The organism is Mesorhizobium sp. M0040 (assembly GCF_040323505.1).
Taxonomy (GTDB): domain Bacteria; phylum Pseudomonadota; class Alphaproteobacteria; order Rhizobiales; family Rhizobiaceae; genus Mesorhizobium.
Map to the genome: position 1 here is coordinate 1 of NZ_JAMYVA010000048.1, position 26,382 is coordinate 26,382.

Below are 26,382 nucleotides of genomic sequence, written 5' to 3' on the forward strand. Positions count from 1 at the left end.
TCCACGTAGCTGAAAAGTTCGCCAGTTCGATCGTCGCCGCCGCGCACTCGCCACCTCCGAATCCCTTCGGAGCCAGTGAATCATTGCTGCGGTCCGGTGGCGAGGGCCTTTTTCAACAGCCTGTTAGGTGATAGCCGCGAAACCATCGGCGCACTCGCTTGCGCCAAGATGGCAGCAATCGAGACTTCCGCGACAGCAAGGTCCGCTTGCACCAAAAACGATCTTCCGAAGCAAATATCAACCGCTGGAGGGAGTAGTATTGAAACCACTGTGAACCCGTGCCCGCGGCGGTTTTCAAGTCCGGTGTCTTGGCAACAGCGCGTCGCGACTGAACGGATTCATGCGACGCGCCTTCCCGCAGCCTTTTGCCGATGAGACTTGACAGCCACAAGTAGTTCGCGCTCGCTGGTGTGAGCATTTCGAAAAATGGCCACGACCATTACTGTCAAGATTTCGGCCGCCGGGTCCAAAGGGTCGAGGTGCTCATCCGCGCAGACCTGATCGAACACGCGTTCGCAAATAGCCAGATCATGAGGGCTGAGGCAGGTGCGATTGAAATGCCGAGGCAGCATCTGTGCGAACCTTTCAGGGCCCGCTACCGTGCTTGCGGCGGGCTTTTTGCTGATGAACCGCTGAAGCGATGGCGTGTCAAAATGACGTTGTCATCTGCAGTGACTAGGAATCAATTTACTTGGTTCCTGATTGCTCCTTTATCAATCCTAGCATAAACGCACACTCACGGGCTTTATATTGTCCGGTAATCATAAGTCTATAGTAATCCTGCCGCTTGTTTTCCGGGACGTGAAATCCGCGCCGAAATTCGGCCGCCTCTTTTGGAGTTCGAGTGCAACCGAGTTTACTGGCCGCGACCTTCAAACTCCCGAGTGAGCATCCGATTTTTGCCGAAATGTCTTTCAACGGTTCGTTGTTACCGTACCCATCAAGAATTATCTTGCGACGATCTTCGCTGTTGAGCTTTGTGTTCATTTCAGCGGTCCCCTCAACTACGCTTTCACGATGCCCGATTTTATACGCACCAGGTTGAAGAGTGTCGTTAGCTTCGCATCCAGAAACTTATCTCGGCATGCATTTCTGACTGTAATCCAGCGTGATCGCCGTTTCAGTCGCCTCGAGTCGGCCAGTCTTGCCAGATGCCTGACGTACACCACATGATTGAGAGGGGCATGGGCATACCCGAATCGGATATGACACCACGCGATGGATGCTAAAAGGCAAGAGGAGGCGCTTGCGAGGCAGGCGCTGGAGCGTGATCGACGTCGTTGGCCGCGCGAAGCTCAACCTTACAATGAGGGTGCCCCGTCACTCGCGCCGGCGCTCGAACCTTTGCCCTTTTCAACGCTCGAACTGGCGCCAGAGGATCAATTCGCCGCTTGGCAGGCGCATATGGCACCGCTCGTCGAGGTCAGGTTGCCGGATGACAAATCGCTCGACGATGGCTTTCCCGCCGACCACACGGCTTGGAACCTCGACGGCATGCTGATCGTTCAACAGCGCGCACCGGCACATAGTTATATGCGTTCTGCCGCGAAGCTTCGGTCCAGCTCGATCGATCACTGGTATATCGCCTTGCCACGTACTGGCCGGTCGTGGACGGAGGTCGATCGCCGTGTAGCGGAGAACCAGCCGGGTAAATTGGAGATCAGATCGCTTGGCTACCCGTTTCGCGGGAGGACAACGGACTCCGAAAGTCTCTTTGTCTATTTGCCGCGCGATTTGTTCGCCGATGCGGCGGCAACCCTGGACGCCAAGAACAATTCAATTCTGTCGGGCAACTTTGCCAACCTCTTGCTCGATTACGTCAACAGCATCGAAGCAAGACTGCGCAGCCTCACGGCTGACGATCTGCCCCGCATCGTGCACGCAACACGCAGCATGATCATTGCCTGCCTCGGGCCTCCGGCGGAACAGGTTGCGGCCGCCGAACTATTGACGAGTGTCGCGCTAATGGAGCGAGCGCGTCGATACGTCCACCACAATCTGGATGCGGCTCATTTGACACCGGATTCAATGTGCCGGGCGCTCGGCGTCTCGCGCTCTCGTCTCTATCAGTTGTTCGAACCAAGCGGCGGTGTTCTCCATTACATACAAAGTCGCCGCCTTCTAGCAGCCCATATTGCGCTAAGCGATCCGGCGGACAGCCGGCGCATTGTTGAAATTGCTGAAGCCTTCGGGTTTAGTTCAGCGGCTAATTTCAGCCGGGCATTCAGCAAGGAATTCGGTTACAGCCCCCGCGAAGGCCGCAGCACTGTGGTGTTGCCGCGCCCCGCCAACTCTGTTCCGCTTGCCGGACAGGAGAAGGCCTCTTCCTTTGAAGATTGGCTCAAAGCGCTCGGAAGCTGAGTACAGGATCGGCCGAGCGGGCTCAAAACAGCGGGGAAGGCCACGCCGCACAATATCTTCGTGTCGCGACCACCGCGCCATCAATCACATAGCTGATTCCCGCCAATTCACGATTTATTAACGAACTGTGACTGTTCGTCGTTACCGATAATTTGCCGCCAATCACGGCGGAGCGTACATTGCAATTACGCTGCATGCCGCGCTTGTTAAGACTTCGAGTTGAAAGTTTGCTAAGGTTGACAGTTATGCTATTTCTAGACTGGGGGGCGCGAATTTGCACCGCCTATGGAGGTGGCTCTTGCGCCCAAAGGCATCAGGCGTCGGCACGGAGAGTGAGGGGCCTTCCTCGAGCGATGCTCTACGCGGCGGCGATGGGGTTCTCGCTGACCTTTTGGCGAACACGACCGAACTTTTGTCGATCTATGACCGCGACTTCCGCCTGACGCACTATGCAACCAGGCTCAAGGGCGTGTACGGAGGCGCGGTGGCGCTGGGCGCCGCCATCTGGGAGATCTACCCGAGCTTTCTCAATGCGACGTATCGCGACGATTTCCTTCATGTGTTCCAGGGCGGCTCTCCGGCGCGGATCGACTTGCCGCCATCATCAGGCGAAGCGCCCCGGTCCGTTTTCGTCTTCGCCACTGCAAATGGTGTGGGAATCATCGAATCAAGGGCGCACGGCGGGCGGAGCGCTGCGGAGGAGCAAGAGCATGTAATTCTGCTCCATCAGGCGACGCACGACGTGCTGACCGGACTGCAGAATCGGCGGCAATTCGGCGAGCGGCTCCAGCAAGCACTGGCGGCCCTCGGCGGACCAAAGCCTAAAGCCGCCCTGTTGCAAATCGACCTTGACGATTTCAAAGCGGTCAACGACACGCTCGGCCATGGAGCAGGCGACACTCTTCTTCAACTCGCGGCGGGTCGTATCCGCGACGCGCTGCAGGACGGCGAATCCGCATACCGGTATGCGGGCGATGAGTTCGCTGTCATCCAATTGGGAAAGGAGCAGCCAGCAGAGGCTGAACGCCTCGCCGGATCTCTAGTCGACGCGTTCAAGGACCCATTCGTCATCAACGGCATTCCCGTGTTCGTCGGCTCGAGTATCGGAATTGCTTTCGGGCCGGAGCACGGGACCGATGGCGAACAGTTGATGAAAGCCGCTGACATTGCTCTTTACGCGGCCAAGACAGATGGACGCGGCTGCGCTCGAACATTCAACCGTTCGATGCTGCTCTTGCTCGAGCAACGCGAGAATCTCAGGCGCAGCCTTCGAACCGCGCTGGAGCGCGGCGAGCTTTATTTGGAGTATCAGCCGCTCATTCGGCCTCCCTCGTCAGTGACCGGTTTCGAAGCGCTGCTGCGGTGGCGGCACCCTGAGGTCGGAATCATTCCACCCAACGTGTTCATACCGATCGCCGAAGCCGACGGTCTGATGGACGAGATTGGACGATGGGTGCTCGAGGAAGCCTGTCGCCAGGCGTTGACGTGGCCTTCCTCGCTGACAGTCGCAGTGAACCTGTCGCCGGCTCAGTTCCTTAGCGGTTCGCTGACGGACACCGTCGCTCAGGTCATCGACGCAGTTGGGATTGAAGCCGACAGACTTGAACTTGAGATAACCGAGAGGGTTCTACTTGAGAAGACGATCGACAATATAGACACATTGAATACGCTGAACGTCTTGGGAATACGAATATCGCTAGACGATTTTGGGACATACTATTCATCGTTGAGCTACCTTAAAAATTTTCCCTTCGATACGTTGAAGATAGATCAGTACTTTATTGCGGACTTGGAGACCGATCTCAAAAGCCAAACGATCGTGCGATCGATCATGAATCTGGCGCACGGCCTCGGGATAAATGTCACTGCCGAGGGGGTCGAGACCCCGGCACAGGCACGGTGGCTGATCAAGGAGAATTGCGATTGCCTGCAAGGCAACTTCCTGGGTAAGCCGCTTGGAGCCGAGGCGATCAGCGGTTTCATCAGGCGGTCCCCGCTGAGGGTGGTACGCGCGATGGAGGAATCAAAACAAGCGCTCTAGCGCCTTGCGCCCTTCGTTAACGGTGAGGCGGAGATTTCTAGAACGATCGAGGCAGATATCGCGCAATTCTTCGAGTCGGTTCGAGACTGACTCATTACGGGGCGCGGAGAAATTTTTCATGGCGGAGGCCATCACCCCGCGAGAGCTCAATACTGATGGAACAAGTGAGGATGCCGATGGGACCTGTTCATCATGACCTGGCTGGCGAGCCGACCTTTGAGCCGATGATCCAGATCGACATGGAAATCAAAGCTTTTGTCTCCGCTTGGAAGCATTGCGATTATGTCTCGACATACGTGGCCCGGATGATCAGTCAAAACAGGTCAGACTCGGTCCACCATTCAAATCTCTTTTCCTCTGCCTTCAACGAATTGCTGGAAGTCGCCTTTCGTACTCGCCATGCCGACGGCGAACTGGCATGCAGGGTGTCTCGCCATGGCGCGACGGATAGGATCGAGTTAACATTTCCTTGCGTGCCAGAGGAGCGCCAATTCTACGAAGAAGCCGTGTCGCAGTTCGTAGGAATCGAGGCCAGAGAGCGGTATCTCAATTCGGTGTCGGGGGATCTCGCGCCCAGCCGCGAGGTCGTACTCCTGGAACTGGCTGTTGACTACAACGCGACACTCTGGATCGAGGACGCCGACGGCGATGCAATCAAGCTTGTAGTGGACCTTCCGCTTGAGGGCTTGCAACATTGAGCCCTTACGACCTTCTCCCGCGCTTCAAGGCGCAATACGACGCCAACAACCAGGAGTTCTCCATTTCGGGAGTGGTCCGGCCTCAGGCGATCGATGAGCTTGGGCCGAGCATAGCATTGCTCCGCGATGCGATCGGCCATGTGCGCGGCGTTCTCTACGTCAATGTCAGGCGCCTGACGCAGATGAACAACGCTGCGTTTCACAGCTTTTCGAGGATCATCATCGACGCTTGTCGCGCTCGACCCGATCTCAAATTCGTGGTCATCACGTCAAGCGTCGTCGGATGGACCTCGCGAAAATTCGGTCGCCTGAGCGGAATCGAACCGAACATCACGGTCGAGGAGTATGACACTGAATTCTATCCGGGGCAGGGTTTTCTTGAGGAAGGCGGGTTCGTACCAATCCTGCGCACTCAGACAAAGATGACTTGGCGCCACGAGCGCACAATCTTGCCGCGACACGGCATGAGGCCCGGGATCGTCATGGCCGACATCTGTTGCGGGATCGGTGATTTTGCCGTGCTCGCGCAGAAGGAGTTCCAGCCATCGCGGATCGTCGCCCTCGACCACTCCATATCAAGCCTGAACTATGCTCGACAAGTGATGCGGGAATTCGACATCCGGGGCATCGAATATACCTATGGCGATGCCTCGGAGATGCTGCTCGACGAAGCGCAGTTCGACTTGGTCACCTGCCGACATTCCCTTCAAATCTTCAATCGACCTGAACTCATTCTCAAGGAGCTCTACCGCATCTGCAAGCCAGGCGGGCGGGTCTATATCACCAACGAGAAGAATTCGCATTGCCTCGGCGAGCCGCGCGCCGAAAGCATTCGTTGGACCTACAACGAGGTGGCGAAGCTGTTCGGGCATTTCGAGATGGATGTCGAGCTTGGGCCCAAGAGCCGGCGATACCTGATCGAAGCCGGATTCGAAGACATCCGTGTGGAGACCTTCATGGTCACTAACCTGGACGGGGATCCGCAGGACTTCGCCGATGTCATTGCGGCCTGGGCGGACGTCTATGCGGGCGAGATGGCGACCAGACGCGGCGATGGACCGGAGTTCGTCGCACGCTTCCGGCAGGGCTTCGAGGATCATGTTTTCGCTGCGCTCCACCCCAAGGGTTATGCGGGTTGGCCGATCTGGGTCGCATCGGGGCGACGGCCGCAATGAAAGCCAACGATGAGCCCACACCGCGATTCGGCCTGCGCTCCTTTCGAGCGAAATTCGTGTTGGTCGTTGGCGGCGCGGTATTGTTCGACCTCCTTTTGAGCGGTGGCCTGGCGCTTTGGAATGTTCAAAAGCTGTCGCGCGACGCAACCTCCGAAGTCGGTGAGGGCCTGACGATCGCAAACCAGGAATACATTCGTTCCTATGCCGAATCGACAGCGTTAAGCGTCGACCTGCTGCTCGATCGAGTCCATGGGGACGTCAAGGCGTTGGCCGGCGTGCTGCAGGCCCAGATCGACGATCCAAGCAGGCAACAACAGGTCGGAGCCACGCTTTCGCAGGAGGCGCCGGGCTCCGTGAAGGTCGTCTACGACTCGCGGGGCGATTGGGCGCAGAACCTGCCGGGAGCGCCTTCCGTGGTCAGCGTCTGGGGCTACCTGCTGGGCGCCGACCACAGTCCGCTGCCAAGCGTTCAGCAGGAAATAGAAGACAGCACCGTGCTGGACCTCGTTGCGCCGACGCTCATGGCCAGCGGGTCGTCCAAGCTGCAAATGTATTATATTGGTCCAAAGGAACGGCCGATTTTCAGGACGGTACCGTATACGGACCAGGCACAGACCTTCGACCGGCTCTACCCAGGCCACAACAAGGCAGAGTTCTGGGAGTTTTTCTTTCCGGGAATCTATGGGTCATGGCAGCAATGGGCCAGGGATCCAGCCTCACGTCCGGTCTCTGACGATATCACCCAGACAGCGCCTTACACCGATGCGATCACGGGAAAGCTAATCGTCAGCTTTTTCCACCCGCTGTGGACGCGCGATCGCACCGGTATCGCTGGTACGGCGGGAGCAGACATCACTCTCGATCAACTCGCGGAAGTCGTCGAACGTGTGAAGATCGCTGAGACCGGGTTCGGCTTTCTCACAATGTCGACTGGCAACGTCGTGGCGATCAATCCGTCAGGCCAGGCAATCATCGGCCTGACTTCATCGAGCGATGCGGGCACCCAGGGCGTCACCGGCCTGGAGAGGTCCCTGCGGGGAAGTACGCAGCCGGCTATCGCGTCGCTGCCTCTCGACCAGAACAATGACGGCGTCATTCAGCATGTCATGCTCGCCGACAAGGGCGAACGCGTACCCTACATTGTTGTCCTCAAAAGATTAAAGCCGACCAATCTGTGGAGTTCGGGACCGATCAAGTCCGAAATGATGTCGGTCGGGATCGTCGTTCCCGAACGAGAGATCTATGCATCCCTGTTCGCCGCGCAGAAGAGTATTTCCCGTGCAACCAACCGTATCCTGCTCTTTCAGATCGCCGCGATCGTCGTTTCGCTTCTGATTGTTTTTGCCGCCGTGCTCGGAATTTCGAAGCGGATCACCGCGGGCCTCAGGGCGCTTGCCAGCGCCGCCCAGCGGCTCCAGTCCAAAGACTATTCAGTCCGAGTGAGCATCCCAACGCGCGACGAAGTTGGAGCGGCAGGGGTCGCTTTCAACCGCATGGCTGAGCAGATCAGCTTTCACACGGAAAACCTCGAGCAACTCGTCGACGAACGAACCAGGGAACTTGGGGACGCAAATCAGGAGATTTCCGCACTCAACGAAAAGCTGCAGGACGAGAACGTCCGCCTTGGCGCCGAACTCGCGGTCGCCAGGCAGATCCAGATGATGGTCCTGCCGAAACAATTCGAACTCGAAGCGATTCCGGGGCTGGAGATCGCGGCCTACATGCGGCCGGCCGACGAGGTCGGCGGCGACTATTACGACGTCCTGCAGAACGGGTCCCGGGTCAAGATCGGCATCGGCGACGTCACCGGTCATGGTCTCGAGAGCGGCGTGCTGATGCTGATGGTCCAATCTGTTGCACGTGCGCTGCAGGAGACCAACGATGGGGACCCGCACCAGTTTCTGGATCGATTGAACAGGGCAATCTACAAGAACATCGAGCGGACGAACACCGGCAAGCATCTCTCGTTGGCCTTTCTTGACTTCGAGGATGAGCGGGTAACGCTATCCGGCCAGCATGAGGACGTTCTCGTCGTGCGTGCGGATGGGGAAGTTGAACGTATCGATACAATTGATCTGGGTCTGCCGGTTGGCTTGGAGAATGACATCTCGAAGTTCATTGCTACGCGTGACATCCTGTTCGGGAGTGGCGACGTGATCGTGCTGCACACAGACGGTGTGACCGAGGCCGAAGACCAAGACAGAGAATTGTTCGGGTTCGAGCGCCTCTGCCAGAGCGCACAAAAACGTCACAGCAGCAGCGCCGAGGATATCAAAACCGGGATCATCGAGGATCTCATGGCCCATATCGGGATCCAGAAGATCCACGACGACATCACCCTCGTGATCATAAGGCACACATAGCCATGACAACGCTGTTCGGGACCCCTGACGTTGCAATCGGGATGAAGGAGAGCGTCAGTCGCGTGCGGCTGTTCGACGGACCTCTCGACTTGAGTTGGCGTCATTGTGCCACGACCTCGGACTTCATCGCCGATCTTTTCGCGTTGCGCTTCCGGTCGTCCCGCAATGACTACATAGAAGTGCGGCACAGTATCGGATATCTGGTCAACGAACTCATCGAAAATGCGGTCAAGTTTCGCGCACCAGGTGAGATCTTGATCGAGGCGTCGATGGATTCGGAGTGCTTCAAGCTCAAAGTGTCGAACGACGTCGATGGTGAAGATGCCTCTAAGTTCCAAAGTCTCCTGGCAGATCTCACGGTTGGCGACCCCATGGATCTGCTGATACAGCGAATTGAAGAGAATGCCGCGAACCCCGACCTGGCAGGCTCCGGACTTGGATTGCTGACGTTGATGAGCGACTACGGCGCACGCCTGGCTTGGATATTCAGCGCCGCCGACGAAAGCGATCGGCTTTGCGTGGAGACATATGCCTCTATTCCGATCTCGCAAATTCACAACTAGAAGAAACGAAGCCCGGCTATGGAAATCAAGACAGACGACTACCGTGTGTGGACTGAAGGAAGCGAAATTTTCTTCGACGGTGCAATGCGGCTTGCCAGTTCCGAGGCCGGTGCGCCTATCTCGGCGTTGGCGACCAGTGTTCTTGCCTGTAATCCCGCTTCCATTACGCTCAATCTTAAGGATCTTCACTTTCTAAACTCTTCCGGCATCAACCTGCTCGCGAAATTTACCATCGAGGTGCGCAAGCGTCCCGATGTTCGACTCGTCGTGCGTGGAACGCCAGATATACCCTGGCAATCGAAATCATTGCCGAATCTGAAGAAGCTGCATCCCGCTGTGGTGCTTTTGATGGACTGACGAAGGTCGTCCGAAATTAGCCAAAGGACGGCGTGCAAGAGCGCTGCAAGAGCGAGATATGTACGCCCGGATAAGTATTCGGATGCGAGGCTAACGACAATTTGGCCACGTGCGCAGATGCTCGCAATGACTTGGCGGGGGCTGGCACAGGCGGCAGGCGTCCGGGTTGGGGGGATGTCGGGCCGCCTGTGCCGATCAGCCGTCGCTGCGCAGTGTGGCGTCGTGCAGTCGCGGTCCACGACCGTGAGATAGATCGTGTCGCTCGACGGCGCGGGCGACTTCGGCAGTGGCACGCGCTTGCCGGGATCAAGCAACTTCGCGAGCTTCCTCGCAAAGCCCTTGTCGAGCAGCCCCGCGACCGGCTCACGTATGTAGGCAGGAATCCGCGATGTGCGTGTCCCGTACGCCGAATGCAAGCCGCGCGGCGTCGAACGCGAGATGCAGCCGCTCCGAAGTTCGGTAGCAAGCCGCGGGGATCGTTCTCAACGGCAATGGCCTTTTCCTGCAAGAGCTTGCGGGCGGTCAGCAGCGCCCGGCGCTTCTGGCTCGTCAGGGTCTTCACATGCACCGGGCGAAACAGGTTGACCCGCATCATCTGCGCATCTGCGCAACGCCGCGAGCATCATTGCGGTCGGTTTGTTCACCTGCGCCTTAAGGAATGCCTTGGTGTGGCGGGTCTCGATGCAGATCACCGGCAGGCCGGCCCTGGCCGGCCTTCGAACAACCACTGCGACAAGGGCCCGGCTTCAAGCCCAACCCGCTCAACCCGCCAGCTGGGCTCCTTGAGCACCCGTGCCAGATCCTCCGGATGGCTAGCCACCTTTATCTCGCGGCAAATCTGGCGGCAAATCTGGCCTGTTTCGTCGATAATGCAAATGGCGGTCTCTTTCACTGACACATCCAATCCCGCGTAATGATTCATGCTGCGCTTCTCCCTTCTGATGCTTGTGGCTGCCCATGCAGACCACGTTTATCATCAGCTCGAAGCGCAGCGCGCCAAGAGCGAGACCGTAAAGACCAACGGCATGTTCAAGGCCGTCTATCAGTCACGCCGCGCGCTGATGCCGATCGACGGCTTCTTTGAATGGAAGGACATCTCCGGCACGGGCAAGAACAAACAGCCCTATGCCATCGCGATGAAGTCGGGCGAGCCGTTACCTTGGCCGCGCTCTGGGAGGATTGGCGCGACCCCGCTACCGGCGACAACATCGCACCTTCACGCTGCTGACCTGTGAGCCGAATCCGCTCATGGCGACGATCCACAACCCTATGCCGGTGATTCTGACGCCCGAAGACTACATGACCTGGCTGACGACCCCGACCCGGAACATCTCATGAAGCCGTTTCCAGAAGAGCTGATGACCATGTGGAAGATATATTTTCTCTCGTTGTTACGTTGTGAGCATGCTTCTGAATCCGGTTCTTTGGCCATTATGAGGGGCACAGACAGGCAGGCAAAAAGCATAATCACAACGTGACAACCGGCGGTTCAATCTGAGGAGAGAAAATAGAAAACGACATGATCGCCCTAACCACCCAATTCGATGCCATCCACTCGGAAAGCGGACGGATAGTCAAGGTCGTCGGCACCGACGGCACCAGCGCATTCTCGCCGAAACTTGTGCTCGTCGCAGATGTCGACGGGACGCACGTCGAGGCTTTGGACTACGTCAGGAACAAGCGGCCGGGGCATAATAGGGCAACCACAAGGCCGGTGATATCTAAGGATTCTGCGTGCGGTAGAAGCCGCAAATTACAAACGCGATGCCGATGAGGCGCATCAAACCAGGGGAATATGAATAGGCTACGAAGTAGGCGATCCCAAGCACAGCAGTAGCTATCAACCACCTGCCTGTGTGCTTGTCCGTAGACGCCATTGCGGCTTTGGTGCCTGCGAGTGACTCTCTTTTTCGAGATTCATACTCCTCTGCCCGCCCCGCGCCATCGCCCAGCGGAAAATCAAAGCGTTTCGGGATTGGCTGTCTGCTGAGATGCATCCAAACGACGGCCCTTATGGCAAGACTGAAATGCGCCCAAGAAGAGCCACCAGTTCCGCCTGACGTTTCGTTTCGGTCTTGGCGAACAGCGAGGCAAGCTGGGAGCGGATCGTGGTGCGGCTGAGGCGCCAACTGCGGGCGATCTCCAGCGGCGCATCGCCCTGAGCCAAGCGCAACGCCAAGTGCGTTTCCGCGCTCGTCAAGCAAAACATCTTTTGCAGTGTCTGAGGATTTGGCCCCGACCTGTTCTCGCGGTCCAGTAACGCCACAATGCTCGTTCCGTCAGGAGCGATAAACCCGTTCTCGTTCAATATCACCGGCCTGTCGCCGTTGCTGCGGATCACCACCCACGATAGTGAGCCCGGCAGGAAATGGGCCGGAACATTCGCGATCAGCCGCCTCAAGGCCACCGAAAGACCGCTGGCCGTATCGGCCACTTCTCCCTGGCGCTCCAGTGTGGTTTGAGCGGCTGCGTTCCATTCGACCACTTTCCTCTCGCGGTTCAGCACGAGATAGCCGCAGCCGATGCGATCAAGCATGCCGGTTATGGATTCCAGGCTGCGTGCTCTTGGCTCCCCGACCCCTGCGCCCGATGCACGATCTGGAGGAAAAACATAAGAGGGCCGCGTCGTGCGCGCCTCATGGTTATACTTGGTCGTTATCGCAATGTATCGGCTACCCGAAACAGAATCACTGTGTCTATCCATCAGAGTCATTTTCTACCCCTACCCAACGTTTCACCCACCAGAATAAAGTTATTCGTGATCTACAGAAGTCTTCAAGTGATAATATCCGTTCGCAATAATCTTACTGGAAATCTGATGATTACACAGTTAAGATTCCCAGAATTTGGGCGCAATCGCGAGATTTATACCGTCCAGAGATCATCAACTGGTTGTAATCTTCCCGTTTGTGTTCCGGCATATGAAAGCCACGCCGAAATTCCGCGCCTCCGTCGGGGTTCGAGTGCAACCGAGTTTACTGGCTCTGACTCTTAAACTAGCATCCGATCTTGGTCGCAATATCTTTCAACGGTTCGTTATTAAGGTATCCATGAAGAATTACCTTGCGACGGGCTTCGCTCTTGAGCTTTGCGTTCATTTCGCGGGCTCCTCAACTACGCGTTCACAACACGCGATTCTATACGAATCAAATTGAAGATTGTCGTTAGCTTCACATCCAGAAACGTATCTCGGAATGCATTTTTTGAGATTTCTTCATGCCGCCAAGCTGCCGATAATATTCCTGCTCACCTGTTTCCGAAAGCGCTCAAGTAAATGATCGTCCTCAACGGCCATCTTCAGGGCCGTCTTGACGCACTCTCGACATCGCGTCGGGCGGTCCGCTAAGAGGAACGACAATGGGCATCATTCGCCTGGATGGCGAAACCAAAGCTGAACTGCATTCTGAAGCGGTTAAGCTCATCGCCCGGTACGGCAGCCCCCTAAAGACGATAAAGGCGCTCATGGCGTATAAGTGCGAGCTTGAGACTCAAATTCTGGCTCTCGCTCACCGGCACCCTGGATTGGTGACCCTCGGGTATGACGACACGCCGCCAACCTTGGAATGAGCCATGGACGTCTGTCATGACGGCGAGCGACCCGGGACTTTTGACTTACAAGGAACCCAAACGGTCCGGAACAAGAAATGCCGGGCGGAGAATTCGAGGCCGAGCCAGCCGGTCATGACTGCTATCTTGTTTGCGGCACGACGGGGTCGAGTTGACGATGCACGATGTTATCAGTTTTTTGGAAGCGAACTCCACGCTGGTGCTGGCGAACCCGGCCGTCTTTGCCAGTTTTGCCGTTCTCTTCGGAGGAGGCGGATTTGTGGTCGGCCGCTATTTGTTGACCGAACGTCTCGCGAATCTGGAAAGCCGCATTGCCAGACGTGACGAGGAAATTACTGAACTAAAAGCAAAGAAGAAAGTGCAAGATCCGGAGCCGCCGATGGTGCCGATAATCGGTACTGTTGCAATTGGTCCCACCAACCGAAGTGAATTGGACAAGCTCGATGCAGAAGCGGCCGGGCGACTGCCAATGGAAGTCAATGAGCGTGTCAAAGGGCAGCCATCCGGCTTGTCGGGAAACGCACGAGAGCCACTGGGCGAATGGATCGACACTGCGCTAACGCGCTGGTTGAGGCGATCATCGCCGTCACGTCTGTCGTCGACATCAAGGCAATCATCTCGACAGCATCTGCGGCCCTCCGTGGGCGAACGGTCTAGCCGAGACTTTGGCCGATTTTCAAAAACCCACCCGGCACGACTGGCAACTGCGTCGCTACCTTGGCGTATTGCATGCCCGCTTAGCTTGCCGCATGTTCGGATGGGGCTTGGGAGGGCTGAAAATGCTGTTCTTCGTGGCGGTTTGCTTCTCTGCCAGCGCGACAACCTATCCAACTTATCCGATGAGCGCTTCGTCAAATGAACACATCGCTCAATCGTGGAGCTGTAGCCCGCGACTGACGTGCGGAAAGATTCGGTCCTGTGCGGAGGCAATCTGGTACCTGCAGAATTGTCCGTGGGGAGGCAATCTCGACCGCGATTGCGACGGAGCACCCTGCGAAAACCTTTGCGGCAGTAGCAATTGAGTACCACCACGGACCGGGGCCAATGACACGCCGATCTTTCGCGGAAGATCTCGAAAGCGCCGCCGAGCGCATAGCCGACATGCCTCGCGCGGATTTGCAGATTATCCTGCGTCGCGCTGCTTTGATGCTAAGAAACGTCGGTGGCGTGCCGCTTGAGCCAGCAACCGCAGACGCACTCGATTCCATAGCAGCCGAGATGAAAATCGGCAGGCCGGAGCTTATCCAGATCATTCTGCGAGAATGGCTTGAGGCCAACGCGTATTTGCCGTTTCGGACTATCGACGAGGAAAGCGAGACTGACGGGAGCGCCTAAACAGGTCTGCTAGTTCCGACGTCCAACGGATGACCGATTTCCGCGTCTTTCAAGGCGCCGCATTCAAAGCGCACGTGCTTTGTTTCGGGCGGCACTTAGGGAAGGGCAACAGGAAAACATTTACAACCATTAGCTTGTTGCGCCCACATTCTGGCGGCGATCTATCTGGTCGCGCATGCCGATCTTACATGCATGCCGAAGTCTGCCGGAAAACTTCCTTCGCCTGGCCGGTGCTGCCATTGGTGGCCGGCGCCAGCGACGGCCGAGACGCGCCCGGCCCTGGCGGCCCAGCGGTGTGCCGGCCAACGGCCGCATTCCCGCAGCCGGGTTCGATCGAAAAATGCCGTCACTCGTCCCTCCATACGACGCGCCGCTCCCATCTGATTTCAACCAGGCGGCGGTAGCGGATCGTCTCCAATTCCTGACCGACAGGATGGAATAGTTCGGCTCTCATCCATTCGTTGCGACCGCATTTTTCGCAACGGACCTTTGCCCGCACCTGGTCAATGGTGACGTTGCCGATCACCTCGCGCAGCTCCAGCGGCTTGTAGAAACGCTTGATGTTGCAGTGGCCGCAGCTGATGCGGGCCACCTGCCCCGTATTATGGGCATGCATCAACGTCCATGGCGCGCCCCTCGGCCACTTTTCGGGTTGTTCTGGCATGCCTAAAAATGAGGAACATTTTCCTCGTCCGTCAAGGCGCTCTTGACTTTTTGTTCTGTTTTTGTTCACTTGCAACGTTAACAGCAACAGGAGGCAGATATGAACCTGCTTTTGCGCGTCAAGGGTGCCTCGGGCGAGGAGATTTTGCGTGGGTTATTGGCCGCCGAGGCTGTATTGGAGCGTGCCGGCATCACAGCAAGCAGACAAGCAGCAGAAGGCATGTTCGCGCTCGAGGGCTGGGACATAAGTGGTTTTCCCGATGACGGCCAGCCGACAGAAAAAGAAGACAAAGCCGCTCAAATCTGGATGGAAGCCCAGCTAGCGGCGCTTGAGGCATGTTGCGCTGGTTGGTCTGCCGAGAAAAGGCCGGCTGCCGCAGATTTGGAATTGCCGACCGACCCGGAAGCACAACTCGCCGACAGGGCCATAGCTCTGGCAAAGCTTCGCGCGCTGACCGAGGCGGAGGACGGCAACGGCGAGTTCATGGATTCAGCCGCCGGCACGCTGGCCTGGAGTGTTGCTGCCGCGCTCGACGAATTTCTGGCGCGAGATCTGGTTTCCGATGTGACGGTCGCCTTCACCACGCTCGCACTTGCCGGTTTCCATCCAGACGAGCCAATCGAGCCCAAGCGCAAAGCCGTGCTGGACGCCATTGAGGCACTGGAGAAGGCGATAGAGAAACCGACCGCGCAGTGATGCGATGCGCAGCCCAGGGCCCACGCCGGCCAGGATCGACCGGGAATGGCCCTAGTCAGATCGTGCTGCCCGACGACCTATGTACCGGACACAGCTTTGCGCTGATCCGTGAATTCTGCGGAGAGCGCGGGCTGGCCGGAATGGTAAGGCGGGTGCAGGCGACATGGCCGAATCTTAAAAAAAGAACTGGAGACTCTACTGCTTCGCCGACCAGGCGTCCGCACAGCTGTTCCTTCAGCACTTCGGAGGCATCATTCGATCCTAGGTGTGATCGAGAAAACGGCCACCCAAACGGGGTCTGGCGCCGGACAGGCGAATACAAGAGAATTCTCGATCTCGGGCCGCTGAGTGTTCCCGAGGCCCTCCGCAACTAAGGCAACGACATGTGTAATCTTTACAGCATCACCACCAGCCAAGAGGCGATCCGCCAATGGACCGGGGCGTTGCGCGACATTCTGGGCAACCTGGAGCCGTCGATCGACATCTACCCCAACCAGTTCGGCCCGATCGTTCGCAACGCAGCGGACGGGGAGCGCGAACTGGCTAAACTGCGCTGGGGAATGCCGACGCCCTTGGAGCGCGTCAAAGGCAACGCCGATTCCGGCACGACGAATATCCGCAACCCGCAATATGGCCACTGGCAGCAATATGTCGGCATCGAGCATCGTTGCGTGGTGCCAGTGACGAGCTTCGCAGAGCAGCCCCACGCCTGGCGATAGGGACCCGGAGACAGGCGGCGTACAGCGGAACTTCTGGTTCGCGCTCAGCGAGGAGCGGCCGCTGTTCTTCTTCGCTGGCCTCTGGCCGCGCTGGCAGGGAGTCCGAAAGGTCAAGGAAGGTCCGGGCGAACACGAGGTCTACGCATTCATGACCACCAAACCCAACGCGCTGATCGCGCCAATCCACGAAAAGGCGATGCCGGTGATCCTGACCACGCGAGAGGACATCGAGACTTGGTTGACCGCGCCATGGACCGAAGCAAAGCAGCTACAGCGCCCAGCTCCCGACGACGCCTTGGTGATCGTCGAGAAACCCGCCACCCAGATCAAAATCCCGCAGCAGAGCCCGGCACAAGGGTGGCTACTCTAACGGGCTTGCCAATGAGCAACGAACAGGTCATTCGCGTTCCCAGCGCCATAGAACCCGTCACACGCGCCCAGGTATTCAGCATCATAAGTGCGAGCATGCCGATTGTGGCAAGGATGTTGGATGGGGATGCGCCAAGTCCAGACAGCCATTGCATTGGGCTCTGTTTTGAACACCGTGCCGACGGAGAGCACTTCCTCTGACTGCCACCTCAGGCCCGCGGACCCAGTTCAACCAAGATGTCCGCCTCCTTCGCGGCCTCAACGAAAGCCTTACGGACGAGGTGAGCTTCCTTCAGTCCTTGGAGAGCACCAAGACAGGCTTTCCGGGCCGCGACGTGCTTCTTGCTGGTCGTCGTCGGCCATCTGTTCAGAAGGATATCGGCGGCTTGGGCAACCCGCTCCACGGTGTAGACAGTGTTCCGCGACCTGCCGAGTGCAACGCGCACAGGCTCCTCAAAACGGTGGTCTTGCACGCGCACCTCCCGAGTCTCGAAACGCGACTCAATTCTCGGTCATGTGATAGGTTCCTGCCATGTCTGATCATATTCTGCCCGGTCAAAAGAAGCCCAAGCTAATCGTCGTAGTGGCGTTCGATCGTGGCGAGGACGGCGAACTGTTTCCCGCCTTTGGTCCCGCCGATCAGCAAAGCGAGGAACGCGCAATCCGCACCGGTCAGGCGCTCGCAGTGAAGCACGTTGGCGTAATAGCATGGAGCCGCGACGCCGACCCGGCCATTGGCGATTATGGCCCGCCGACCGTGCTATTCACCAGCGGTGACGTGCCGGATATGGAGTAAATTCAGCCCCGAGATTCCATTTCGCGGTGTTCGGAGAACTCCCCTTCAATGGTTATTTGTGGATCATTTATTGGGTAACGCCGCTATTGGCGATGCGCTCTTCGAAGTCGGGGCCAAGCCCGACGGCTGAAGCACTGGCCAGCGTCCATCGCGGCGGCAGCTTCTGGGCCAAGCGGATGCCTTCTGTTACTTGCGGACGTTTGATGTGGCGCAAAGGATCAGCAGAAGTTAACATATCTTGTTCTTGGAGGCTGTCGTGCGTACGAAACGTTTCAGAAAGCCCGTCGTCGTTCAACCCGGCCGGATCGATCGCGACAGAGTTGTTGCGTCGGTATCCGACGCGGCCGAAGTTCTGCTGAGGGATTGGCCGAGGCCGGAGGGCAAGTCGCGGCTCGCCGCAATCGAAGCATGCCTCGCCGTAATCCGTGGAGAAAAACCACCAAGGATAGCGCGCCAGGCCTTCATCGCTGCTGCCAAGGAGGCCAGGATATTGCTCGGGGAAGAAATTTAGGCTTACCCAGCATCCGTATGGCCATGCCCTTGAAGCACGGAGCGCTGCTGGATTCAGCGGCGTTGTTGCTTTGTGGCATCGAGCAGAGCGTGATGTGTCGATGTAGTGCGATTTTATCGATATGATTTGATTGTCTGTCGAGGGCGACGATGTATCGGCTCGACTTGTCGATCGCACATTGATCGGCCTCCCCTGCCCCGCCAGGATGCGAGGACGTGAAGACGCAAGCCGTGCTGAAGCTTGTGTTGTGGCGTGAGCGGTGCTTACTGAACCGCGAAACTAGGTAGCTCATTCCCAGTCAGGCCATCTGGACCATCCAGACCTGATGGCATGGCCCGAAGTCGTGCACTGTCAGGCTTTGGCCTTGCGCTTTGCTGGTGCTTTCTTTGGCGTTTTGGCAACCGCCTTGCGGCCGAGACCGGCAGCTTTGGCAAGCGCAGACCGCTGAGCCGCATAGCTGGGCGCTACCATAGGATAGTCCCACGCCAAACCCCACTTGGCTCTGTACTCATCAGGTGTCATGCCAAGCAAGCCCAGGTGGCGCTTCATCGACTTGAACTTGCGCCCGTTCTCAAGGCTTATAATGTATTCGGGAAAGATCGACTTCTTAGGATTTACCGCGGGCGTAAGTATTGGCGATGGTGCAGCGACCGGCTTAGCCAGGCCAGACAACGCAGAATTAACGCTGGCGATCAAATTCGGCAGATCCGCCACGGGCGTTGCGTTGCTCTGGACATAGGCTGCGACGATATCTGCTGTCATCCCTAGCAGATCAGCCCTTCTCTGCCCAATTGCTTCATCCATCAAAATCGTTCCCTTGTTGATCTCCGGCGTTCCTATTTGGAAAATTCGGCCTGCGCAATTGCAAACAACGATTATTTGACGCTAGATCGCTCCAAGGACCGACTGCGGTGTACTGACGCCTGGCTCAGAAGAAAAATGAGATCAGTCGACCCGCTCTCGACGGTCGACCCCAAGTACATCACGCACACATCGCCGTGCGCTTCGAGAGCGGGCGCAGTTCAAACTTCGCGCAGACTTTCAAGGTTGTGAACATGCACATGGTCGCCCGCGACGACCGGAGCTGTAAGGCGACCGATCACGTCTGCGTACTTGCGCACCTTGGAGCTTGCCGCGAGATCTGCAGCGCGAGCTTGTGGCAAAAAAACCCTTTTTTGAGCGGCCAGTTGACTGCCGTCTAAAATGATTATTAAGTTCGGTCACAGAACGAATTAATCGGAGCTGCCGTTGAACGACTTGCCGCGCATTTCTCGTCAGTTCTCGCAGCGCTCCGTCATGGAGGCGATCGTGCAAGGCGGGCCGATCTCGCGCGCTTCAATCGCAAAGCAGACCGGCTTGTCCAAGCAGACAATCTCCGAGATCGTCAGGACACTCGAGCAGGAAGGCTGGGTACAGGAAACAGGGCGCACGAGCGGACATGTCGGACGCACGGCTGTCACTTACGAACTCGTATTTAACGCGGCCTACATCGCGGCGGTCGACCTCGGCGGCGCCAAAGTCCGGGTCGCCCTCACCGATCTTGCCTGCCAGATATTCGCAGAGGAAACGGCGCCGACCGATCCTCGGGGCGGACAGTTCATCGTCGACCAGATCGTGGATCTAGCGCTTCAGGCGGCCGAGAGGCACCGAATCTCGCGCACAAAGATAAGGCTGGCGGTGATTGGTGTTCCCGGTGCACCCGACAAGAAGACGGGCCGCGTCCTGCTTGCCCCGAATATTGCCGGCTTTGGCACGATGAATGTCGTTCGCGCTTTCGAGAACGCATTCGGGTTTCATGTGGTGATCGAGAACGATGTCAACCTGGCGGTGCTCGGCGAGAACTGGCAGGGGTGCGGCCGCGGTATCGACAATCTCGCCTTCATAGCGCTGGGTACCGGTATCGGCAGCGGCCTCATGGTTGGAGGCAATCTGGTGCGGGGCGCCAGCAATGCAGCCGGCGAGATGGGCTTTTTGCCGATTGGCGCCGATCCTTTCGCGCCGACATCATTGCGCGCCGGCGCTTTCGAGCGCGTGGTCGCAACCAACGCCATGGTTGAACGCTACGCAGCGCTGACGGGCAACATCGTCAACGTGCCGACGATTTTCCACAGTGCATTGGCCGGAGACCGGCATGCCGCGACGGTGCTCGACGAAACCGCACGCTACCTCGCGCAAGGCATTGTGGCCATAGCGGCAATTGCCAATCCGCAAAAGGTCGTCCTGGGCGGCTCGATCGGGCTGCGGCCGGAAATCCTGTTGCGCGTTAGGGACCTGCTGCCGCGCTGCTTCCCCTATCCTATCGCCGTTGAGGCCAGCGAACTCGGGTCGCGGGCAGCGCTCATCGGCGCTGCCGCCATCGGGCTCGGCCAGCTGCACAACACACTGTTCGGCGTCGACGCGCCCGACGGACGCATTTCGCTTCCCCCAGCCAGTTCGGCCGTGCTGCGCGAGGCCACGTTATGACCGCCTTAAAGGACATTACCGCCCGCTTGCGCGACGCCCTCGATTGCGACGCAGCGGTGAAGCTTCTGCAGGGGGCAATCGGCCGCGAAAGCATAACCGGTCACGAAGAAAACTTTGTCGCCTTCCTTGAAGACCGGATGCGCGTGCTTGGCTTGAGCGAAATTCGGCGTGCGGAATTCGCGCCCGGCCGGCCCAACGTCTGGGGTGAGCGCAAAGGTGCTGGCGCCGGCAAGCGGCTGCTCTTCATCGGCCACACCGATACGGTCCATGTCGAGGGCTGGCGCGAGCACTGGGCTGGCACCGCCAAGCGGGATCCGTTTGCCGCGCCAATGATCGACGGGCAGATCTGGGGCCGCGGCGCTGGCGACCTCAAGGCCGGGATCTGCTCCGCGCTGTCGGCACTCTCTCTGCTCGACACAGCCGACATCCAACTGGCCAGCGACGTTGCCTTTGCCTTCGTCGGCGACGAGGAGAGCGGCCAGCCTGGAACCGGCGTCTCCGCCGGTATCAAGGACTTCGTCGGCCGCATTGAGAGAGGCGAAGTCTTGGCGCCCGATTTCGTCGTCTATGTGGAGCCTACCCGCCTTTCGGTTTATCCGGCCCAAATTGGCTTCTTCATTACCGACATCACCATCACCGGACGATCAGCCTATTTCGGCGTACCCGAACTCGGCAAGGATGCCTTGCGTGCAAGCCACGCCGTCATGAGCGCGCTATGGAAGCATTCGGAAGATGTTGCAACAAGAGCCGAGCACCCGCTGATTGGGCGTGGCTTCCTGCTGATCACCGGGCTTGCGGGCGGCGGCTACATCGCTGTGCCCGAACGCTGCACGTTGTCGCTGATCCGCAAGCTGTTGCCCGGCGAGTCGCTGGACGAGGCCGCCGCCGAAATCGAGGCAGTGGTGCGCGGCGCCATCACCGATCCCGAAATTACGTTGGCGTTCGCCTATCTGGCAGGCCGCGATCATCCGCTCGGGGGTAACGCCGCCGAGATTGCACCTGACAGGCCGGAGGTCGGCGCTCTTGCTGCCGCCATGGCCCGATCGATGGCTGGTCGCGGCGCCATCGAAGGCGCGCCATTCTGGTCAGAGTCGTCATTTTTCACCAACCGGCTCGGCATCCCCGCCGTGTACTGCGCGCCAGGCGACATTCGCAACTGCCACACCTTCGACGAACACGTCGATGTCGAGGAATATCTGGCGGGCGTCGTAGGCTTCGCCCGGTTCATGGTGGAGTATTGCGGCGTTACGGAATGAAGGACAACTGAGAGCGAAAATGGGAGAACTACCATGCTGATAGACAGACTTGTTGCTACAGCACTTGCAGGCAGCCTTATGCTGTTGGCCGGCGGAGCCGGCGCACAGACAGTGGGACCAAGCGGCGAGACGGCGACACCCAGCGCCGAGGTTAGATTGTCGGACGCAGACCTGGCCGCAGTAAAGGAGAAGGGCTACAAGGCGGCGCTGCTGTGGCACACCTCCTCCGACTTCACCAATGCGGTCACGTCCGGTGCCAAGGATGAATTTGCCCGTGCCGGCATTCAAATCGTCGCCACCACCGACGCGGGCTTTGACGCCGCGCGCCAGCGCAGCGACATCGAAACCGCGCTCGCGGCGAAGCCAAACGTCATCCTGTCGCTGCCCCTCGATCCGGTCACTTCGGCCGAGGCGTTCCGTCAGGCGCTCACCGACGGCACCAAGCTGGTATTCCTTTCCAATCTGCCGAAAGGCTACAAGCACGGAACCGACTATGCCGCCATCGTCACTGACGACCTGTTCCAGATGGGCAAGCAGGCGGCCGATGCACTGGCCAAGGCGCTCGATGGCAAGGGCAAGGTCGGCTACATCTTCCACGACGCCAGTTACTATGTGACGAACCAGCGCGACCAGGCTTTCAAGACAACGATCGAGAAGGATTATCCCGGTATCAAGATCGTCGCCGAGCAGGGGATCTCCGATCCGGCGCGGGCAGAAGAGCTGGCCAGCGCCATGCTCGTGCAGCATCCCGACCTTGACGGCATCTACGTCACCTGGGCCGAACCGGCCGACGGCGTGCTGTCGGCCTTGCGGGCAAGCGGAAACACCAAGACCAAGATCGTTACGCTCGACCTCGCCGAACCGGTCGCGCTCGATATGGTCAAGGGCGGCAACGTGACCGCACTGGTGGCCGACAAGGCGTATGAGCTCGGTCGCGCCATGGCCGCTGTCGGCATCAAGGCGCTGCTCGGCCAGGAGACGCCGGCCTTCGTCGTTGCCCCGGCGCTTACCGTGACCAAGCAGAACGTTGCGCAGGGCTGGAAGGACTCGTTGAACCGCGACGCGCCGCAATCGGTGCTCGACGCGGCCAAGTGACAGGCGAATGCCCGGCGGCCAATCAGGGCCGCCGACACCATAAAAGCAAGGGGAACTGACATGCGCACAGCAATTGGAATGTTGTCGGCACTGGTAGCGCTCGTCGCCGCCAACGCCTTCGCAGCCGAGGGCACCACCACGGGACCGAACGGGGAAAAGCCGACGCCGGCAAAGAGCGTCGTGCTCACACCAGCTGAGGAGCAGCAGATCAAGGACGGCAAATACACCGCCGCGCTGGTCTGGCATGAGATGAGCGAATACACCAACGCGGTGAACAGCGGCGCCCAGGACGAGTTGAAGCGGCTCGCCATCAGGGTGGTCGCTCAAACCGACGCTGGCTTTGATGCAGCCCGGCAGAAATCCGACGTCGAGACAGTACTCGCCAAAAAGCCCTCGATCATACTGTCCCTACCGGTCGATCCCGCAAGTGCGGCCACCGTCTATGATCCTGCGCGCCAGGCCGGCGTGAAATTGGGATTCGTCGACAATTCGCCGGCAGGCTACGTTCAGGACAAGGACTATGTGACCATCGTTTCGGACGACCTTTTCCAGATGGGCAACAAGGCCGGGATCGCAATGGCCGACGCGCTCGGCAAGCAGGGCAAGGTCGGCTACATCTTTCACGATGCCGATTTCTACGTCACCAACCAGCGCGATGGAGCGTTCAAGCACACGATCGAGCAGGACTATCCGGGCATGAAGATCGTGGCCGAGGCCGGAATGGCCGACCCCGCGCGCAGCGAGGAAATCGCGCAGGCGATGATCACACAGCACCCAGACCTCGACGGTATCTACGTTACCTGGGCTGAGCCGGCGCTTAGCGTGCTGTCCACATTGCGGGCGGCCGGCAACAGCCACACCAAAATCGTCACGCTCGACCTGAACGAACCGGCGGCACTGGACATGGTGAAAGGCGGCAACGTTGCGGCACTCATCGCAGACGAAGCCTACGATATCGGCGTGACGCTGGCGCGCGCCACGGCCGCCTCGTTGATCGGCAAGAAGGCCGCGCCGTTCATCGTGGTCGATTCCATCGCCGTCACCAAGGACACTGTCAAAGACGGGTGGAAGCGGTCCCTCAACAAGGACGTGCCCGCGACCATCGCGGCCGCCATGAAATAGCGGCAGACGATGGCGCCCCGCCGGAGGAAGTGAGAATGTCGAGTGTCAACACCAGCCCCGGCCGGGCAGCGAGCTTGGTCAGCCGCTTCAACCTGCAGCAATATGTCGTCTATCTCGGATTTCTGGCGATCTTTCTGTTCTTCGCGATCATACTGAAGGACAGCGGTTTTCTGACGGTCCGCAACCTATCGAACATCGTGCTGCAGACGGCACCCGTGACGATCATGGCGATCGGCCTCGTCTTTGTCATGTCGGCGGGCGAGATTGATCTTTCGATAGGTTCGATCGTTGCCGTGGCAGCCCTTGCCGCCGCGGTGGCGATAAACGCCTACGGCTTGTTGGCCGGGGTACTGGCCGGCCTCGGCGCCGGCCTGCTGATCGGCCTGCTCAACGGCGCCCTCGTGGCTTACGTCAAGTTGCCTTCATTCCTGGTAACGCTGGCGACGCTCGGGTTGTTTGCCGGCGTATCTCGCTCGATGACCGATTTGCGGTCGATCCCGGTCACCAACGACGCCTTCACCGGCTTCTTCGGCTCAGGTTCTTTGCTGGGTGTTCCGTCGTTGATCTGGTGGACGGTCATTGCCGTTGCGATCGCGCATCTCATCTTTCGCGAGACGCGCTTCGGCGCCCATGTGCTGGCCACCGGCGACAACAGCCGTGCCGCCAGTGTTTCCGGCATCAGCGTGGCGCAGATAAGGCTGGCCGTTCTGACCATAAGCGGCGGGCTCGCCGGCCTTGCCGGGCTGCTCTATGCCGGCCGGCTGCAGGCCGCGAAATATACGCTCGGCGAAACCGACCTTATGACGGTGATAGCGGCCGTCATTGTTGGCGGAACCCTGCTTAACGGCGGCAAGGGATCGATTGTCGGTGCGCTGGTGGGCTCGCTGATGATGGGCATGCTGAACAACGGCCTCATCCTGATGGGCCTGTCCGTCTCCGACCAGATGATCGTGCGCGGCTTGATCATTCTTGCGGCGGTCGCCGTATCGCTGCGCGAAAAGTCCCGTTGAAGGAGTTTTGTCATGTTCCTCGATGTTCTGCGGCGCCGCAATCCGAGCTTTATAGAAAGCGCCACGCGCCTGCACCAGGAAGGAAAGCTGCCGGCTAATTCCTATGTGCTCGACCTCGATGCCGTCGAAAGCAACGCTCGGGTCCTGAAGCGCGAGGCCGACCGGTTCGGCCTGAAGATTTTCGCCATGACCAAGCAGGTCGGCCGCGCCAGTTCGTTCTGCCATGCGCTCAAGCGTGGCGGCATCGATCAGGCCGTTGCCGTCGACATGGCCTGCGCGCGGGCAACGCACAGAGCCGGCCTGAGGCTCGGTCATCTTGGCCACCTGCAGCAGATCGCAAGGCACGAGGCCAATGCGGCGGCCAAAACGTTCAGGCCGGACTATTGGACCGTCTTCAACGACACCAAGGCTGAAGAAGCCGCTGCCGGCGCAAGGCTCGCCGGGTACACGCAAAACCTGCTTGCCCGCATCCGCGCCGATGGTGACGTTTTCTACCGCGGCCACGAAGGTGGTTTTGAGGCGGCCGATATCGCCGCGGTCGCCGAAAAACTGGATGGTCTCGACGGCGCACGGTTCGCTGGTATCACCACCTTCCCGGCGCTGTTGTTCGACCAGACCACGCGAACAGTCCTGCCGACACACAATCTGGCGACACTGGGCAGAGCTGCCGAAGCGCTCGCCAAGTCCGGCCGCAGCAACATAGAGGTGAACGCGCCCGGCACAACGTCGAGTGTCCTGCTTGGCGCGCTGGCCGAAGCCGGCGCCACGCAATGTGAACCGGGCAATGGCTTGGCCGGCACCACCGCGCTGCACGTCATGGAGGATCTGCCGGAGCTCCCTGCCGTTCTGTATTTGACCGAGGTCTCGCATTTGTCTGGCGGCAAAGCCTACTGCCTGGGTGGCGGCTTCTATATCGATCCGATCTTTCCGGACTACGAGGTGAAGGCAATCGTGTCCGCAGAACCCACCACGGCCGCCGCCGCGCTCAGAAGCGTCGAGGTGCCGCCGCCTGCGGCAATCGACTATTACGCAATGATTGACGCTAGCGGCGCCAATGCTCCACGCCCCGGCGACACGGCGGTGTTCGGCTTTCGCGGCCAGGCGTTCGTGACCCGCGCCTACGTGGTCGGCATCTCCGGTGTCTCAAAGGGGGCGCCCCAAGTCGAAACGATCGAAAACGGTTTTGGCGAAACCGCTGCCTGGCCTGTCTAGGAGCAAGTG

Annotated in this window: 26 protein-coding genes and 3 pseudogenes; 21 read left to right on the forward strand and 8 right to left on the reverse strand. The window is 58.9% G+C overall.

The window, feature by feature from the left end; all coding sequences use genetic code 11:
* Nucleotides 1-687: 687 nt before the first annotated feature.
* Nucleotides 688-987 (reverse strand): hypothetical protein, encoded by a 300-nt coding sequence (locus NKJ91_RS27345; protein ID WP_352457998.1) that lies wholly within the window; start codon nucleotides 985-987, stop codon nucleotides 688-690.
* 231 nt (nucleotides 988-1,218) lie between these two features.
* On the opposite strand from NKJ91_RS27345, the gene NKJ91_RS27350 reads away from it, so the two are divergent.
* The 7 genes from NKJ91_RS27350 (at nucleotide 1,219) to NKJ91_RS27380 (ending at nucleotide 9,558) form a co-directional block, all read left to right on the forward strand.
* Nucleotides 1,219-2,361 carry a helix-turn-helix domain-containing protein gene (locus NKJ91_RS27350; RefSeq protein WP_352457999.1) on the forward strand — a complete coding sequence of 381 codons (1,143 nt, stop codon included), beginning with the start codon at nucleotides 1,219-1,221 and terminating at the stop codon, nucleotides 2,359-2,361.
* 298 nt (nucleotides 2,362-2,659) lie between these two features.
* Nucleotides 2,660-4,402, forward strand: coding sequence for a putative bifunctional diguanylate cyclase/phosphodiesterase (locus NKJ91_RS27355; RefSeq protein ID WP_502903637.1), 1,743 nt, complete (start codon nucleotides 2,660-2,662; stop codon nucleotides 4,400-4,402).
* A 176-nt stretch (nucleotides 4,403-4,578) separates the two neighbouring features.
* A complete protein-coding gene (locus NKJ91_RS27360; RefSeq protein ID WP_352458039.1) occupies nucleotides 4,579-5,100 on the forward strand; it encodes a ubiquinone biosynthesis methyltransferase UbiE in 522 nt (173 codons plus the stop codon).
* Nucleotides 5,097-6,275 carry a class I SAM-dependent methyltransferase gene (locus tag NKJ91_RS27365; RefSeq protein WP_352458001.1) on the forward strand — a complete coding sequence of 393 codons (1,179 nt, stop codon included), beginning with the start codon at nucleotides 5,097-5,099 and terminating at the stop codon, nucleotides 6,273-6,275. Before NKJ91_RS27360 ends, NKJ91_RS27365 begins: the two co-directional genes overlap by 4 nt.
* Nucleotides 6,272-8,638 carry a SpoIIE family protein phosphatase gene (locus NKJ91_RS27370; protein ID WP_352458002.1) on the forward strand — a complete coding sequence of 789 codons (2,367 nt, stop codon included), beginning with the start codon at nucleotides 6,272-6,274 and terminating at the stop codon, nucleotides 8,636-8,638. The genes NKJ91_RS27365 and NKJ91_RS27370 overlap by 4 nt, the downstream gene beginning before the upstream one ends.
* A 2-nt stretch (nucleotides 8,639-8,640) precedes the next feature.
* Complete coding sequence (locus tag NKJ91_RS27375; RefSeq protein ID WP_352458003.1) at nucleotides 8,641-9,201, forward strand: slr1658 superfamily regulator; 561 nt, start codon at nucleotides 8,641-8,643, stop codon at nucleotides 9,199-9,201.
* An 18-nt stretch (nucleotides 9,202-9,219) separates the two neighbouring features.
* A complete protein-coding gene (locus NKJ91_RS27380) occupies nucleotides 9,220-9,558 on the forward strand; it encodes a slr1659 superfamily regulator (RefSeq protein ID WP_352458004.1) in 339 nt (112 codons plus the stop codon).
* 448 nt (nucleotides 9,559-10,006) lie between these two features.
* Here the strand turns inward: NKJ91_RS27380 and NKJ91_RS27385 are convergent.
* Nucleotides 10,007-10,480, reverse strand: a pseudogene (locus tag NKJ91_RS27385) (transposase); the annotation flags it as partial.
* Nucleotides 10,481-10,499: 19 nt separating this feature from the next.
* On the opposite strand from NKJ91_RS27385, the pseudogene NKJ91_RS27390 reads away from it, so the two are divergent.
* Together NKJ91_RS27390 and NKJ91_RS27395 are read left to right on the forward strand one after the other, a co-directional pair.
* Nucleotides 10,500-11,036: pseudogene (locus NKJ91_RS27390) on the forward strand (SOS response-associated peptidase).
* Between the two features lie 41 nt (nucleotides 11,037-11,077).
* Complete coding sequence (locus tag NKJ91_RS27395; protein ID WP_352458005.1) at nucleotides 11,078-11,332, forward strand: chitinase N-terminal domain-containing protein; 255 nt, start codon at nucleotides 11,078-11,080, stop codon at nucleotides 11,330-11,332.
* Nucleotides 11,333-11,569: 237 nt separating this feature from the next.
* Here the strand turns inward: NKJ91_RS27395 and NKJ91_RS27400 are convergent, their stop codons facing one another.
* The gene (locus tag NKJ91_RS27400) at nucleotides 11,570-12,094 is read right to left on the reverse strand and encodes a helix-turn-helix transcriptional regulator (protein WP_352458006.1); all 525 of its coding nucleotides are present in this window, start codon (nucleotides 12,092-12,094) and stop codon (nucleotides 11,570-11,572) included.
* 821 nt (nucleotides 12,095-12,915) lie between these two features.
* On the opposite strand from NKJ91_RS27400, the gene NKJ91_RS27405 reads away from it, so the two are divergent.
* From NKJ91_RS27405 to NKJ91_RS27415, 3 genes are all read left to right on the forward strand, one after another.
* A complete protein-coding gene (locus NKJ91_RS27405) occupies nucleotides 12,916-13,125 on the forward strand; it encodes a hypothetical protein (RefSeq protein ID WP_352458007.1) in 210 nt (69 codons plus the stop codon).
* A 157-nt stretch (nucleotides 13,126-13,282) separates the two neighbouring features.
* Nucleotides 13,283-13,984, forward strand: a complete 702-nt coding sequence (locus NKJ91_RS27410; protein WP_352458008.1) for a hypothetical protein — start codon at nucleotides 13,283-13,285, stop codon at nucleotides 13,982-13,984.
* A 185-nt stretch (nucleotides 13,985-14,169) separates the two neighbouring features.
* Nucleotides 14,170-14,460, forward strand: coding sequence for a hypothetical protein (locus NKJ91_RS27415; protein ID WP_352458009.1), 291 nt, complete (start codon nucleotides 14,170-14,172; stop codon nucleotides 14,458-14,460).
* Between the two features lie 346 nt (nucleotides 14,461-14,806).
* Here the strand turns inward: NKJ91_RS27415 and NKJ91_RS27420 are convergent, their stop codons facing one another.
* Nucleotides 14,807-15,193 carry a hypothetical protein gene (locus NKJ91_RS27420; protein WP_352458010.1) on the reverse strand — a complete coding sequence of 129 codons (387 nt, stop codon included), beginning with the start codon at nucleotides 15,191-15,193 and terminating at the stop codon, nucleotides 14,807-14,809.
* Between the two features lie 42 nt (nucleotides 15,194-15,235).
* Here NKJ91_RS27420 and NKJ91_RS27425 point away from each other — a divergent pair, with 42 nt between their 5' ends.
* Both NKJ91_RS27425 and NKJ91_RS27430 read left to right on the forward strand, forming a co-directional pair.
* Nucleotides 15,236-15,820: a hypothetical protein gene (locus tag NKJ91_RS27425; protein WP_352458011.1), complete on the forward strand. Its 585-nt coding sequence runs from the start codon at nucleotides 15,236-15,238 to the stop codon at nucleotides 15,818-15,820.
* A gap of 383 nt (nucleotides 15,821-16,203) precedes the next feature.
* Nucleotides 16,204-16,909: pseudogene (locus tag NKJ91_RS27430) on the forward strand (SOS response-associated peptidase).
* A 208-nt stretch (nucleotides 16,910-17,117) separates the two neighbouring features.
* On the opposite strand, the gene NKJ91_RS27435 reads toward NKJ91_RS27430, so the two are convergent.
* A complete protein-coding gene (locus NKJ91_RS27435) occupies nucleotides 17,118-17,387 on the reverse strand; it encodes a DUF982 domain-containing protein (protein ID WP_352458012.1) in 270 nt (89 codons plus the stop codon).
* Nucleotides 17,388-17,440: 53 nt separating this feature from the next.
* On the opposite strand from NKJ91_RS27435, the gene NKJ91_RS27440 reads away from it, so the two are divergent.
* Entirely contained in the window at nucleotides 17,441-17,704 is a 264-nt protein-coding gene (locus tag NKJ91_RS27440; RefSeq protein ID WP_352458013.1) for a hypothetical protein, read from the forward strand.
* A gap of 67 nt (nucleotides 17,705-17,771) precedes the next feature.
* Here the strand turns inward: NKJ91_RS27440 and NKJ91_RS33895 are convergent, their stop codons facing one another.
* From NKJ91_RS33895 to NKJ91_RS27455, 3 genes are all read right to left on the reverse strand, one after another.
* Nucleotides 17,772-18,392 carry a hypothetical protein gene (locus NKJ91_RS33895; protein WP_502903638.1) on the reverse strand — a complete coding sequence of 207 codons (621 nt, stop codon included), beginning with the start codon at nucleotides 18,390-18,392 and terminating at the stop codon, nucleotides 17,772-17,774.
* Between the two features lie 174 nt (nucleotides 18,393-18,566).
* Nucleotides 18,567-19,019 carry a Ros/MucR family transcriptional regulator gene (locus NKJ91_RS27450; RefSeq protein WP_352458014.1) on the reverse strand — a complete coding sequence of 151 codons (453 nt, stop codon included), beginning with the start codon at nucleotides 19,017-19,019 and terminating at the stop codon, nucleotides 18,567-18,569.
* A gap of 218 nt (nucleotides 19,020-19,237) precedes the next feature.
* Nucleotides 19,238-19,378 carry an SAF domain-containing protein gene (locus tag NKJ91_RS27455; RefSeq protein ID WP_352458015.1) on the reverse strand — a complete coding sequence of 47 codons (141 nt, stop codon included), beginning with the start codon at nucleotides 19,376-19,378 and terminating at the stop codon, nucleotides 19,238-19,240.
* An 85-nt stretch (nucleotides 19,379-19,463) separates the two neighbouring features.
* On the opposite strand from NKJ91_RS27455, the gene NKJ91_RS27460 reads away from it, so the two are divergent.
* The 6 genes from NKJ91_RS27460 to NKJ91_RS27485 are packed head-to-tail and all read left to right on the forward strand — an operon-like array spanning nucleotide 19,464 to nucleotide 26,373.
* Nucleotides 19,464-20,678 (forward strand): ROK family transcriptional regulator, encoded by a 1,215-nt coding sequence (locus NKJ91_RS27460; protein ID WP_352458016.1) that lies wholly within the window; start codon nucleotides 19,464-19,466, stop codon nucleotides 20,676-20,678.
* Nucleotides 20,675-21,934, forward strand: a complete 1,260-nt coding sequence (locus tag NKJ91_RS27465) for a M20 family metallopeptidase (protein WP_352458017.1) — start codon at nucleotides 20,675-20,677, stop codon at nucleotides 21,932-21,934. The genes NKJ91_RS27460 and NKJ91_RS27465 overlap by 4 nt, the downstream gene beginning before the upstream one ends.
* Before the next feature lie 33 nt (nucleotides 21,935-21,967).
* A complete protein-coding gene (locus NKJ91_RS27470) occupies nucleotides 21,968-23,029 on the forward strand; it encodes a substrate-binding domain-containing protein (protein ID WP_352458018.1) in 1,062 nt (353 codons plus the stop codon).
* A 60-nt stretch (nucleotides 23,030-23,089) separates the two neighbouring features.
* Entirely contained in the window at nucleotides 23,090-24,151 is a 1,062-nt protein-coding gene (locus NKJ91_RS27475) for a substrate-binding domain-containing protein (RefSeq protein WP_352458019.1), read from the forward strand.
* A 35-nt stretch (nucleotides 24,152-24,186) separates the two neighbouring features.
* Entirely contained in the window at nucleotides 24,187-25,161 is a 975-nt protein-coding gene (locus tag NKJ91_RS27480; RefSeq protein WP_352458020.1) for an ABC transporter permease, read from the forward strand.
* A gap of 12 nt (nucleotides 25,162-25,173) precedes the next feature.
* Nucleotides 25,174-26,373 carry an alanine racemase gene (locus NKJ91_RS27485; RefSeq protein ID WP_352458021.1) on the forward strand — a complete coding sequence of 400 codons (1,200 nt, stop codon included), beginning with the start codon at nucleotides 25,174-25,176 and terminating at the stop codon, nucleotides 26,371-26,373.
* Nucleotides 26,374-26,382: the final 9 nt, after the last annotated feature.

Excerpts from the sequence above, each read along its gene's own strand:
- NKJ91_RS27345 (WP_352457998.1), bottom strand. The coding sequence starts at position 987 with ATGAACACAAAGCTCAACAGCGAAGATCGTCGCAAGATAATTCTTGAT.
- NKJ91_RS27350 (WP_352457999.1), top strand. The coding sequence starts at position 1,219 with ATGGATGCTAAAAGGCAAGAGGAGGCGCTTGCGAGGCAGGCGCTGGAG.
- NKJ91_RS27360 (WP_352458039.1), top strand. The coding sequence starts at position 4,579 with ATGGGACCTGTTCATCATGACCTGGCTGGCGAGCCGACCTTTGAGCCG.
- NKJ91_RS27370 (WP_352458002.1), top strand. The coding sequence starts at position 6,272 with ATGAAAGCCAACGATGAGCCCACACCGCGATTCGGCCTGCGCTCCTTT.
- NKJ91_RS27375 (WP_352458003.1), top strand. The coding sequence starts at position 8,641 with ATGACAACGCTGTTCGGGACCCCTGACGTTGCAATCGGGATGAAGGAG.
- NKJ91_RS27380 (WP_352458004.1), top strand. The coding sequence starts at position 9,220 with ATGGAAATCAAGACAGACGACTACCGTGTGTGGACTGAAGGAAGCGAA.
- NKJ91_RS27395 (WP_352458005.1), top strand. The coding sequence starts at position 11,078 with ATGATCGCCCTAACCACCCAATTCGATGCCATCCACTCGGAAAGCGGA.
- NKJ91_RS27400 (WP_352458006.1), bottom strand. The coding sequence starts at position 12,094 with ATGCTTGATCGCATCGGCTGCGGCTATCTCGTGCTGAACCGCGAGAGG.
- NKJ91_RS27405 (WP_352458007.1), top strand. The coding sequence starts at position 12,916 with ATGGGCATCATTCGCCTGGATGGCGAAACCAAAGCTGAACTGCATTCT.
- NKJ91_RS27410 (WP_352458008.1), top strand. The coding sequence starts at position 13,283 with ATGCACGATGTTATCAGTTTTTTGGAAGCGAACTCCACGCTGGTGCTG.
- NKJ91_RS27415 (WP_352458009.1), top strand. The coding sequence starts at position 14,170 with ATGACACGCCGATCTTTCGCGGAAGATCTCGAAAGCGCCGCCGAGCGC.
- NKJ91_RS27440 (WP_352458013.1), top strand. The coding sequence starts at position 17,441 with ATGTCTGATCATATTCTGCCCGGTCAAAAGAAGCCCAAGCTAATCGTC.
- NKJ91_RS27450 (WP_352458014.1), bottom strand. The coding sequence starts at position 19,019 with ATGGATGAAGCAATTGGGCAGAGAAGGGCTGATCTGCTAGGGATGACA.
- NKJ91_RS27465 (WP_352458017.1), top strand. The coding sequence starts at position 20,675 with ATGACCGCCTTAAAGGACATTACCGCCCGCTTGCGCGACGCCCTCGAT.
- NKJ91_RS27470 (WP_352458018.1), top strand. The coding sequence starts at position 21,968 with ATGCTGATAGACAGACTTGTTGCTACAGCACTTGCAGGCAGCCTTATG.
- NKJ91_RS27475 (WP_352458019.1), top strand. The coding sequence starts at position 23,090 with ATGCGCACAGCAATTGGAATGTTGTCGGCACTGGTAGCGCTCGTCGCC.
- NKJ91_RS27480 (WP_352458020.1), top strand. The coding sequence starts at position 24,187 with ATGTCGAGTGTCAACACCAGCCCCGGCCGGGCAGCGAGCTTGGTCAGC.
- NKJ91_RS27485 (WP_352458021.1), top strand. The coding sequence starts at position 25,174 with ATGTTCCTCGATGTTCTGCGGCGCCGCAATCCGAGCTTTATAGAAAGC.